Origin of the sequence: uncultured Rikenella sp., from assembly GCF_910579375.1 — a bacterium.
Classification (GTDB): Bacteria; Bacteroidota; Bacteroidia; order Bacteroidales; family Rikenellaceae; genus Rikenella.
Genome location: NZ_CAJTUJ010000064.1, coordinates 1 through 10580 on the forward strand (window position 1 = coordinate 1; position 10580 = coordinate 10580).

General features: G+C 62.4%; 4 protein-coding genes and 1 tRNA gene. All 5 read left to right on the top strand.

Going from position 1 to position 10580, the window contains the following annotated elements; all coding sequences use genetic code 11:
* Positions 1–535 precede the first annotated feature (535 nt).
* The 5 genes from QZ302_RS06495 (at position 536) to QZ302_RS06515 (ending at position 10080) form a co-directional block, all read left to right on the top strand.
* Complete coding sequence (locus tag QZ302_RS06495) at positions 536–6163, top strand: MG2 domain-containing protein (RefSeq protein WP_294593807.1); 5628 nt, start codon at positions 536–538, stop codon at positions 6161–6163.
* Between the two features lie 141 nt (positions 6164–6304).
* On the top strand, positions 6305–8656 hold the full coding sequence (locus tag QZ302_RS06500; protein ID WP_294593810.1) for an FtsX-like permease family protein: 2352 nt from the start codon (positions 6305–6307) through the stop codon (positions 8654–8656).
* A 102-nt stretch (positions 8657–8758) separates the two neighbouring features.
* A complete protein-coding gene (locus QZ302_RS06505) occupies positions 8759–9571 on the top strand; it encodes a M48 family metallopeptidase (protein ID WP_294593813.1) in 813 nt (270 codons plus the stop codon).
* Between the two features lie 91 nt (positions 9572–9662).
* Positions 9663–9735, top strand: a tRNA-Thr gene (locus QZ302_RS06510).
* 57 nt (positions 9736–9792) lie between these two features.
* Positions 9793–10080, top strand: coding sequence for a hypothetical protein (locus QZ302_RS06515; protein WP_294593814.1), 288 nt, complete (start codon positions 9793–9795; stop codon positions 10078–10080).
* Positions 10081–10580 lie beyond the last annotated feature (500 nt).

A 10580-nucleotide genomic window follows, 5' to 3' on the forward strand; every position in this document is an offset into this window, starting at 1 on the left:
AGTGCCAACCGGCAGAATATACCCTTTTAAACGGGCGGGCGACGGAGTTTTGCTCGAAGTCGAGGTTTTTCGCGCGCCTGCGCGATTCAACTATTTCGGCTCACTGCCGAAATGATTGAATCGCTCCTTTAGGCGGGGCGCGCGGCTTTGGCTACAGGAGGAGACTGCGCTCGGGCCGCGCGGGCCCCACGTCCCGTGGACGGGCGAAACTGCGTTTCGCTATGGCAGCCTCTACCCCGTTCTTTGTCCGCGCGCTGGCGGAAATCTTATTCAAACGCGAAACACGCGTTTGAATGATTTCCTTCTTCAGCGATCGCGCGCGGGAGAGCTTTGACCCGCCTGAAACTGCCCTTACGCCGGGCGGGCGCGCCCACAGGGCGTTTTACTGGCAGCCTCGGCCCAACTCCCTGTTCCGCGCGGCCCCACTAAAGAAGAGCTGCGCCCAGAACACGTAAACGGCAACAGCAGCCCCAGCCCTTCAAGAACAGAAACCGGATAAAACCCGCGAAATACGACAAAATAAAAAACTCGCAATATGAGACAACCGTCACGCCACCAACCTCTTCGCCGCCTGCTGACCCTCTGCGGCGCAGCCCTCGGCATCGCCGTCGGCCTCTCCTCGTGCGGCGACAAGAAAGTCGCCCTCGAAAAGAGCATCCGCACCACCCCCGTCGAGATCGCCTACAACCCCTCCGTCGAGAGCTTCACCACCGGCACCATCGGCCGACGGAGCACCCTCTCCGTAACCCTCGTCGAGCCCGTCTCGCAGGAAGCCCGGCTGGGAAAATACATCACCCTCTCGCCCAAAGCCAAAGGCCGCTGGGAGATCGCCGTCGACGACCCCCGGACCCTGCTGTTCACCCCTGAAACCGAGCTTGACCGCGGCCAGACCTACACCGTGCGCCTCGACCTCAAAGGGTTGCTACCCGGCCGACCCGACGACGGCGACTTCGAATTCACCTTCCGCACCCTGCCCGCCGCAGCCGCAGCTGAACTCGGCAGCTTTATCGTTGAAGACGACCACACCTACACCCTCGAGGGGAGCCTCTTCACCGCCGATTACGAAGACTCCGCCCGCATCACCCGGATGAGCGAATGGGACGGCCTCAACCACGGCACCGTCCACTGGATGCACAACGCCGACGGCCGCGAACACCGTTTCGTCATCTCAGGCATCCAGCCCCGGCTCATCGCCTCCGACCTCACCCTGACCGTCAAAGACCCCAAAGCCGGATACGAAAAAGAGGAGGTGCTCACCGTGCCCATCCCCTCGTCCGGCAGCTTTGAGCTCCACTCCGTAGAATACGTGACCCATCCCGAAAAATACATCGAAGTACGCTTCTCGCGACAACTCGACCCGCACCAGGATCTCGACGGCATCGTCTGGCTCGACGACCTCTCCTGCGTGCGACGCATAGAAGACAACAAAGTACTCCTTTACCCCTCGTCCCGCAGCAACGACCTCACCGAAGCCACCCTCTGCATCGACCCCGCCTTGCGATCGGCAGACGGGAAACGCTTCGGCGAAGAGATCCAACGCACGATCCCCCTGGAAAACCACGACCCCGCCGTCCGCTTCATCGGTCGCGGCACCGTACTGCCCCCCGCCGAAGCGCTCGTCGAAAACTCATCGAACAGGCCCGGCCGCGGCATTCCGTTCCAGGCTGTCGGCCTGCGCGCCGTCCGCGTCGATGTCTTCCGCATCCTCGAAAGCTCCATGGGACAATTCCTACAGGAGAACGACCTCTCCGACAACGACGGCGGAAGCATCATGCGCACCGCCCGCCCCGTTGCCTCGCGAACGATCTTTCTGGATCAGAACGGCGGACAGGAGTCCCACCGCTGGGCCACCTACTCGCTCGACCTGGACGACCTCATCCGGCCCGAGCCCGGCGCTCTGTACCGCATCTCGCTCTCCTTCGACCGCTCGATGGCCTCCCTCTCCTGCGTCCCGCCCGAAGAGCGGCTGACCCCTCAGGCCGCCCGCATCGCCGACGAAGCCCGGCTGACCGCCATGAAAAAACGGTTCGACCAGGGCGGCTACTACTGGAGCGGCAACGACTACGACTGGGACATCTACGAATGGAAAGAGCGGAACAACCCCTGCTCGCCGAGCTACTACTTCAACCGCACCGTACAGCGGAACCTCGCCGTGACCGACCTCGGCGTGATCGCCAAAGCCTCCGACGAGCCCCAGATGCTCTTTCTGGTGCACAGCATCTCCACCACCGAGCCGGTGAAAGAGGCTCGGATCGAGCTGCGTAACTTCCAGAACCAGCTCGTCGGTAGCGGCACCACCGACGGCGACGGCCACGCCCTGATCCGCTACGAAAACGGCCGGCCCTACTACGCCGTCGTCGCGAAAGAGAAACAACGCACCTATCTGAAAGTCAACACCGGTTCCGAGCTCTCGACCTCGACCTTCGACGTCTCCGGCGAGCAGGTACAGGAGGGGCTGAAAGGCTTCATCTGGACCGAACGCGGCGTCTGGCGACCGGGCGACACCATCTATATGAACTTCACCACCGCCGGCACCCGGTTGCCCGCAGGCCACCCCGTGACCGTCGAACTCCGTTCGCCGCTCGGCCAGCTCTACCAGAAACGCGTGGCCACCCGGGCCACAGGCGGCATCTACAGTTTCGTGCTCACCACCGACCCGAACGCCCCGACCGGCGTCTGGTCGGCCTCTGTGAGCGTCGGCGGCGCCCGTTTCGGCAAACGGCTGCGGATCGAAGCCGTGAAACCCAACCGCCTCAAAATCGACCTCCGGTTTCCGAAACCTTACATCCAGCGCGGCCAGCCGATGAACGCCACTCTCCACGGCGAATGGCTCACCGGCGCACAGGCCGGGAACCTGCGCTACGTCATCGAGACCGAATTCACCGCCCTGCACAACGGTTTTCCGGAATACAAAGGGTATGTTTTCGATAACCCCTACCGTTCGTTCCGCCCCGAAAGCGCCCCCGAGATCACCGGCACCACCGACGCCGCCGGAGACGCCCGGATCACCGCCGTGCTGAACGGCGGCGAAAAGGCCGGCGGCCTGTTGCAGGCCAACTTCACCACCCGGCTGTTCGAGCCCTCGGGCGAAGCGAGCATCGACGGCACGACGATCCTCTACTCTCCCTTCGACTCCTACGTCGGGATCCGGCCGCCGCAAGAGGCCGCCGACCGGCTCGACACCGAACGGGACTACACCTTCGACCTCGCCACCGTCCTGCCCGACGGGCGGCCGGCCGGCGATCGGCGCGTAGAGGTCTGCCTCTACGAAGTCGAATGGCACTGGTGGTGGAGCGCCGAAAAGGATCAGCTGGCCCGCCACGTCTCCGACCGCAGCCTGAGCCCCGTCCACCGCGAAACCGTCGAGACCTCCGGCAACGGCAAAGGCTCCGTCGCACTGAACTTCACGCGCGATTCCTGGGGAACCTACTACATGACCGCCCGCGACCTTCGGAGCGGACACGAGGCCGCGACCCTGCTCTACGTCGACTGGCCCGACTACGGCAACCGCCGCACCGACGGCGAAGGAGCCATGCGGCTGGCCGTCTCGCTCGACAAGAAGTCCTACCAGGTGGGCGAGCGCGCCACCGTCAGCTTCCCGGCCACCGAAGGGTCGCGCGCCCTCATCTCGGTCGAGAACGGCTCCCGCGTGCTGACCGTCTTCCCCGTGGAATGCACCCGGAAGCAGGAGAAATTCACCTTCGAAGTGACCCCCGAGATGCAGCCCAACGTCTACCTGAACGTCACCCTGCTGCAACCGTACGGCAGCGTCGAGAACGACCTTCCGGTACGGCTCTACGGCATCGTCCCCCTGTCGGCCACCTCGGCCGCCAGCCGGCTCGAACCGGTGATCGCCGCTCCGGACGAGGTACTGCCCGAGTCGGAGATGACCGTCACCGTGTCGGAAAAACAGGGCCGGGCCTGCGCCTACACGCTGGCCGTCGTGGACGAAGGCCTGCTCGACCTGACCCGGTTCCGCACCCCCGACCCGTGGGGAACCTTCAACGCCCGGGTCGCCCTGGGAGTATCGACCTGGGACATCTATAACGACGTGTTGGGCGCCTACGGCGGACGGATCGAGCAGATGTTCGCCATCGGCGGCGACGACGCCCTGACCTCCGCGCCGAAAGCCTCCGTCAACCGATTCCCGCCCGTGATGAAATACTTAGGCACTTTTGAGCTGAAAGCCGGTAAAAAAGCGACCCACCGGATCCAGCTTCCAGCCTATATGGGCCGCGTGCGCGTGATGGCAGTGGCCGTCTCTCCGGAGGGCGACGACGGGAACGGCGCCTGGGGCTCGGCCGAACGCTCCGTCACGGTGCGCGCCCCGCTGATGGTCTTGGGCACCGCCCCGCGGAGCGTGGCTCCGGGCGACGAGTTCGTCGTGGCCGCCACCCTGATCGCCACCCGCGACGGCATCGGGAAAACCTCCGTCGCCCTGACCGCCGACAAAGCGCTCTTCACCGTCGTGGGCGCGGCCCAGCAAACCGTCGCCCTGACCGCCAAAGGCGAACAGATCGTCCTCTTCCGGCTTCGGGTGAAAGACGCCCTGCCGACCGGCGCCTCCTCCGGCGGACACATCGAGATCACCGCCACCGGCGGAGGCCGACAGACCCACTACGGAATGGACATTCCGGTGCGCACCCTGTCTCTGCCCGTCTCCTCGGGCCAGAGCCACACCGTCGAAGCCGGCAAGAGCTGGAACGGGACAGCCGCCCTGCCCGGCATGCCGGGGACGCAGCGCCTGATGCTCGAAGTCTCCGCCGTGCAGCCCCTCAACGCCGCACAACGGATGGAATACCTCTCCACCTACCCCTACGGCTGCATCGAACAGATCACCTCCGCCGTCTTCCCGCTGCTCTACCTGCCCGATCTGGCCGACCTGTCGGAGAAAGAGCGCCACACCGCCCGGACGAAAGTCGAAAGCGTGCTCGAACGCTACAAGCAATACGCCACCCCGGACGGTTCGATGGGCTACTGGCCCGGCTCCGCCACCCCCAACTCCTGGGGTTCGGCCTACGCCCTGCACTTCATGACCGTCGCCGGACATAAGGGTTATACGATGCCTGCGGGCATTTACGACCGGCTCAAAGCCGCCGTCAAGAGCAACGCCGTGCGTTGGAACTCCGCCCTGAACGCCGGCGCCAACCTGATCCAGGCCTACCAGCTCTATGCGCTGGCCCTCTCCGGCTCGCCCGAGACCGGCGCCATGAACCGCCTGCGACAGAACGGCAACCTGACCGACGAAGCCCGGTGGATGCTGGCCGCCGCTTACGGTGCAGCGGGCCGCACCGACCTCGGCCGCACCGTCGCCACCGGGACGAACCCGGCAGCCGCCGATTCCGACGAGACACTCGCCGTCCAACAACGGCTGACCTACGGTTCGTCGCAACGCGCCCGGGCCGTCCAGCTGCTGGCACAGACCCTGTTAGGGCTGCGCGCCGAAGCGGCCCAGACAGCACAGGTCGTTTCGCACGCCCTCGTCTCCGACGACTGGATGAGCACCCAAACCACCGCCTGGAGCCTGCTCGCCATGGGCGAATACGCCGCCCGGAACGGCCGGGTATCGGCCCTGAACTTCGAGTGGAACGCCGGCGGACACAGCGGCCGCGTCGAATCCGACTCGAAAAAGATGTTCTGGAGCGGCGAATGGGACAACCCCTCCTCCGGCAAAGTCGCCGTGACCAACCGGACGAAAGGGACCCTCTATATCCGGGTCGTCGGTTCGGGGATTTCGTCCGGCCGCAACGTGGCAGCCGCTTCGAACGGGCTCGAAGTAACCGTCCGCTACCTCGACAGCAAGGGGAATCCGATCGACGCCGCCACCCTGAAGCAGGGCACCGACTTCGTCGCAGAAGTCACCGTGCGCAACCTGACCCCGACCGCAATCGACCACCTGATGCTGAGCCAACCCGTCGCCTCCGGCTGGGAGATTCGCCCCGACGTCGGCGAGCTGCCGACCGGCGTGGACTACCGCGACCTGCGCGACGACCGGGTCGACAGCTACCTGCCCTCGCTGGGCGCCGGCGCCGCCGTCACCGTCCGCACCCGGTTGAACGCCGCCTATGCCGGACGTTACACCTTGCCCGCCATTCGCTGTGCAGCCATGTACGACGGCCAGGTGGCAGGAAATACCACCTCGGCCGTCACGACAGTCAATTAATTCATGAGAAAGCGGGCAGAAAAACAAAAAAAAAAAAAACAGCCCATTTATTTTTAAATAAATTACACTCGAATGGTCAAAAACCGTTATATTTGTCAGTCACTTGACGAATATAACGCCACTAACCTTTTTCAAATACTCATGCGCCTGAACGCACTACTCCCCCGGAGCCACCGTCTGTACGTCGGTCTGAACATCGTGGGATTCGCTTTCGCCTTGACCACCGTCCTGTTCATCGGCATGTACGCCGCCCGCGAACTGACCATGAACATGTTCCACCAGGACGCCGACCGGATCTACAAAATCAGCGGCTGGGGCTGTCCCTACCCGCTGGCCCCGGTGATCGAAGCCGGCGTGCCCGACTTCGAAGCCATCGGCAATGTGGGTCGGGGCCCGTATCTGGAGATCAGACGGCCCGAAGCCGCCGAAGGCGTCGTCACCAACGACGGCAGCCTTCAGGTCGATCCGGCCTTTTTCCGCGTCTTCTCGTTCCGCATCGTCCGGGGCGACCGCGAGAACCCCCTGCCGGACGTCAATTCGGTCGTCCTGACCGAATCGATGGCCAAAGCCCTCTTCGGCAACGAAGATCCGATCGGGCAGAACCTCGTCATCCAGGGCCGGCCGGACTGGGTGGTGACCGCCGTGACCGAAGACATCCCCATCAACTCTTCGATCCGGTACTCCGTCGTGCTGCCCCTGAACCCGAAGCAGGCCCTCTATAACGGCACGACGTTAGGAGAGTCCTGGGGCCGTTGGCAATACGAGATCTTCGGCAAAGTGCGTCCCGGATCGGACATCGCGGCCGTCAACGCCAAGATGCAGCAGGTCGTCGAAGCGAACGGCAACTTGGGGTACGAAGTCGAACGCGTCGTCTGCTACCCCCTGTCGGACGTCTACTTCAACTACGCCGACCTCTTCACCGCATTCAAAGGCGGCAACCACAAACAGGTCGTGGCGATGATCTGGGTCGGCATCATCATCCTGCTGCTCGGGATCGTCAACTTCTTCAACCTCTCGACCGCCCAGGGCACCTTGCGGGCCAAGGAGATCGGCCTGCGGAAGGTGAACGGCGCGACACGCGGACACCTCATCCTACGCTCGCTCGCCGAATCGATCTTCATGACCTTCATCGCACTCGTGCTGGCCATCGTGCTGGTCGACCTGCTGCTGCCTTTCTTCAACGGCATCGTCGGCTTCCCGTACCCCCTCATCCTGATGAACCAGTGGTGGCAGTGGGCCATCCTTCTCGGACTGACCCTCGGAGTGGGCATCATTGCCGGGAGCTATCCGGCCTTCTACCTCAGCTCGCTCGACCCGATCGACGCCCTCTACACCCACCGCGCCGGGCGCGGCAACGGCATGCTGCTCTTCCGGAAGACCCTGATCGTCATCCAGCTCATCGCCTCGATCGGCGTCATCGTCTCCACCCTGGTCATCTACGGCCAGCTGCGACACCTCCAGACCAAAGACCTCGGCTTCGACAAAGAGCAGATCGTCCTCATCAACATGGACATGAGCATCTACGAACACCGGCAGGCCTTCTTCTCCGAGCTGCGCCAGCTGCCGTTCGTCCAGAGCATCAGCCTGACCCAGGGCATCGTCGGAAACTACGACAGCGGCGGCCCGCTCGAAGCCCGCTATCAGGAAGAGAAGAAAAAGATCTGGAGCAAGTTCATCATCGCCGACAGCGCCTTTTTCACCACCTTCGGCATCGACATGACGCAGGGCGATCCGAAATTCCGGGACGGCGTGGAGGGGATCGTGCTGAACGAATCGGCCATGAACGCTTTCCAGGTGGACGACTACGAACAGCTCCGCATCCAGGACGAGTCGGGCGACGACCCGAGCATCCCGACCACGAAAGTAGACGGCGTCTGCCGCAACTTCCACTTCAAGCCGCTCAAACAGGGGATCGAACCCCTCGCCATCTACATCCAGCCGATCGAGGGAGGCCTCATCAACGTGCGCGTCGAAGCTTCGTCGGTGAGCGACATCCGGCACGTTTTCAACGAAATCGAAGCCATCTACCGGAAATTCAACGCCGCAGACCCGCTGTACATCCGGCTGCTGGACGAAATGCTGGCCCAGATCTACATCTCGGAGACTCGTTTCCTGATACTTTTCACCCTCTTCTCCGTGCTGGCCATCCTGATCTCCTGCTTCGGTCTCTTCGGCCTCATCGTCTTCTCGAACGCCCGGCGACGCAAAGAGATCGGCATCCGGAAAGTACAGGGCGCCACGATCCTGGAGGTCGTATTCATGCTCATCCGCAGCTACCTGATCTACGTCGGAATCGCCTTCGTCGTAGCCGTTCCGCTGGCGTGGTACCTCATGCGCGACTGGCTGAGCAACTACCCCTACCGGATTACGCTCCATCCCGGTTACTTCCTCATCGGCGGCGCAGTGGTGCTGTTCGTCGTGGTGCTGACCGTCGGCATCCAGAGCTGGATCGCCGCCCGCGCCAATCCGGTTCGCTCCCTGCGATCCGAATAAGCGCACGCACGCCCTCGGGCTGTAAAAACCGACGAAAATCGTTGTAAAATCAAGACCGAGGGATTAATTTTGCGTGATTTTTAAAACCACAAACCAACTGTCATGAAAAGAATCCTGACCATTCTTTCCGTCATCGCGCTGACCGCAGTCGGCACCGCTCAGGCTCAATTCAAACTCAATAAAGCCATCGGCGCCGGGATGAAAGCCGTTCAGGCCGCTACCCTGACCGACGAACAAGTAGAAAGCTACGTCAAAGAGTACATCGACTGGCTGGACGCCCACAACCCCGTTTGCGAAGGCGACGACCCGTTCGCCGTCCGGCTGGCCAAAATCACCGAAAAGATCAACATCGAAGGGCTCAACATCAAAGCCTATCGGGTTCGCGACGTGAACGCTTTCGCCTGCGCCGACGGCAGCATCCGGGTTTTCGCCGGCCTGATGCAGATCATGACCGACGAAGAGATTTTGGGCGTCATCGGCCACGAAATCGGCCACGTGATGAACAAAGACAGCAAGAACGCATTCCGGACGGCACTGTTAGCCTCGGCCCTGCGCGACGGGATCAGCTCGGCGGGGGGTACGGCGGCCAAGCTCTCCGACTCTCAGCTCGGCGACCTCGGCGAAGCGGTGACCCAGTCCAAATTCTCGCAGAAGCAGGAGTACGCCGCTGACGAATACGGGTACAACTTCCTGAAAGAGCACGGCGAAAACCCGTGGGCCATGGCGCTCTCGTTCGAAAAGTTGCAGAAGATGCAAGAAGAGATGGGCGCCGACAAGACCAACAAGGTTCAGCAGCTCTTCTCGACCCATCCGGAGTTGAACAACCGCATCAAACGGATGACCGAAAAGGCGACGACGGACGGTTTCGAACGTCCCGAGATGGTCGCTCCGGAAGTGTTGATGGCCGAAGAATAACATTTCGAACCGTGTCGTACCGTTTTTTATTGAGTGCGACACGGTTTCGTTTTTTTCTTCGGGAAAGTTTCTTATCTTTGCACCCGAAAAGGCCACAATAGCTCAGTCGGTAGAGCATTTCATTCGTAACGAAAAGGTCGCCAGTTCGAGCCTGGCTTGTGGCTCACGCTTCGTGCGGAGGGATTTGTCGGGGGGATGAACTTATAAGGATGACAGCGCGCATGCTGTCATCCTTTTTTTGTGCGCACCGGTCTTGCGGCAACTTCATCATTGCCGTTCTGCTCCCGCATTTTCAGGCGCCGGGAAGCATCCGCTCTACATATTCCGCCCCGGGCTACCGCAACTACTCTTCGGGCGTACCGGGTGGCGTCGGCCACAGTGGCTATAGCTGGTCGTCTGCGGTCAGCGGTATCATCGGGCGGTTCTTGCACTTCAACGCGCAGAGCCTCACTCTCAGCAACGCGGACTATCGTAGCTACGGTTTTCAGTTGCGTTGCCTCTCGGAATAAACAAAGAGGGACTCGCGGGATGTTTTATTGGCTGTGTCTACCCTAAATAACTGGTCTACCTCTACCCCAAACACCCGGCCAGCTTTACCCCTGTTTGCGTTTTGAACTGATTCCTGCGGTTCGAAGAACCGCCCGGGCCGGAGCCTCCCGCAGCAGAGGCCCGCAACTGACGTTGCTGTGGGCCTCGCAGGTTTCGACCCTCAAAAGCACCTTCCCCCATTCACTGCCCCTTTCTGTGGGATCCGTTCTCAGTCTTAGTAGTTCGCCGCCAGCGGGGGCGCAACGAGCTCCGACGAGTTGCAGTCCGCCGCGCGGGGTGGCGGCGAACTGCGCGGCTCAAAGAGCCGCAAGTGTTCAGCCCAACTCACCACCCAAATCTCTTGGGTTCGGCCTGTCGCCCATCCCCTTGAGGCGCTCCGCGCCTGGGCGACAAGGCCGGCGACCCTGTGGGTCGCAAAAATTCCGGCACCAGCACCGCCCCAATTCTGTCGGGTTCGGGC

Excerpts from the sequence above, each read along its gene's own strand:
- QZ302_RS06495 (WP_294593807.1), top strand. The coding sequence starts at position 536 with ATGAGACAACCGTCACGCCACCAACCTCTTCGCCGCCTGCTGACCCTC.
- QZ302_RS06500 (WP_294593810.1), top strand. The coding sequence starts at position 6,305 with ATGCGCCTGAACGCACTACTCCCCCGGAGCCACCGTCTGTACGTCGGT.
- QZ302_RS06505 (WP_294593813.1), top strand. The coding sequence starts at position 8,759 with ATGAAAAGAATCCTGACCATTCTTTCCGTCATCGCGCTGACCGCAGTC.
- QZ302_RS06515 (WP_294593814.1), top strand. The coding sequence starts at position 9,793 with ATGCTGTCATCCTTTTTTTGTGCGCACCGGTCTTGCGGCAACTTCATC.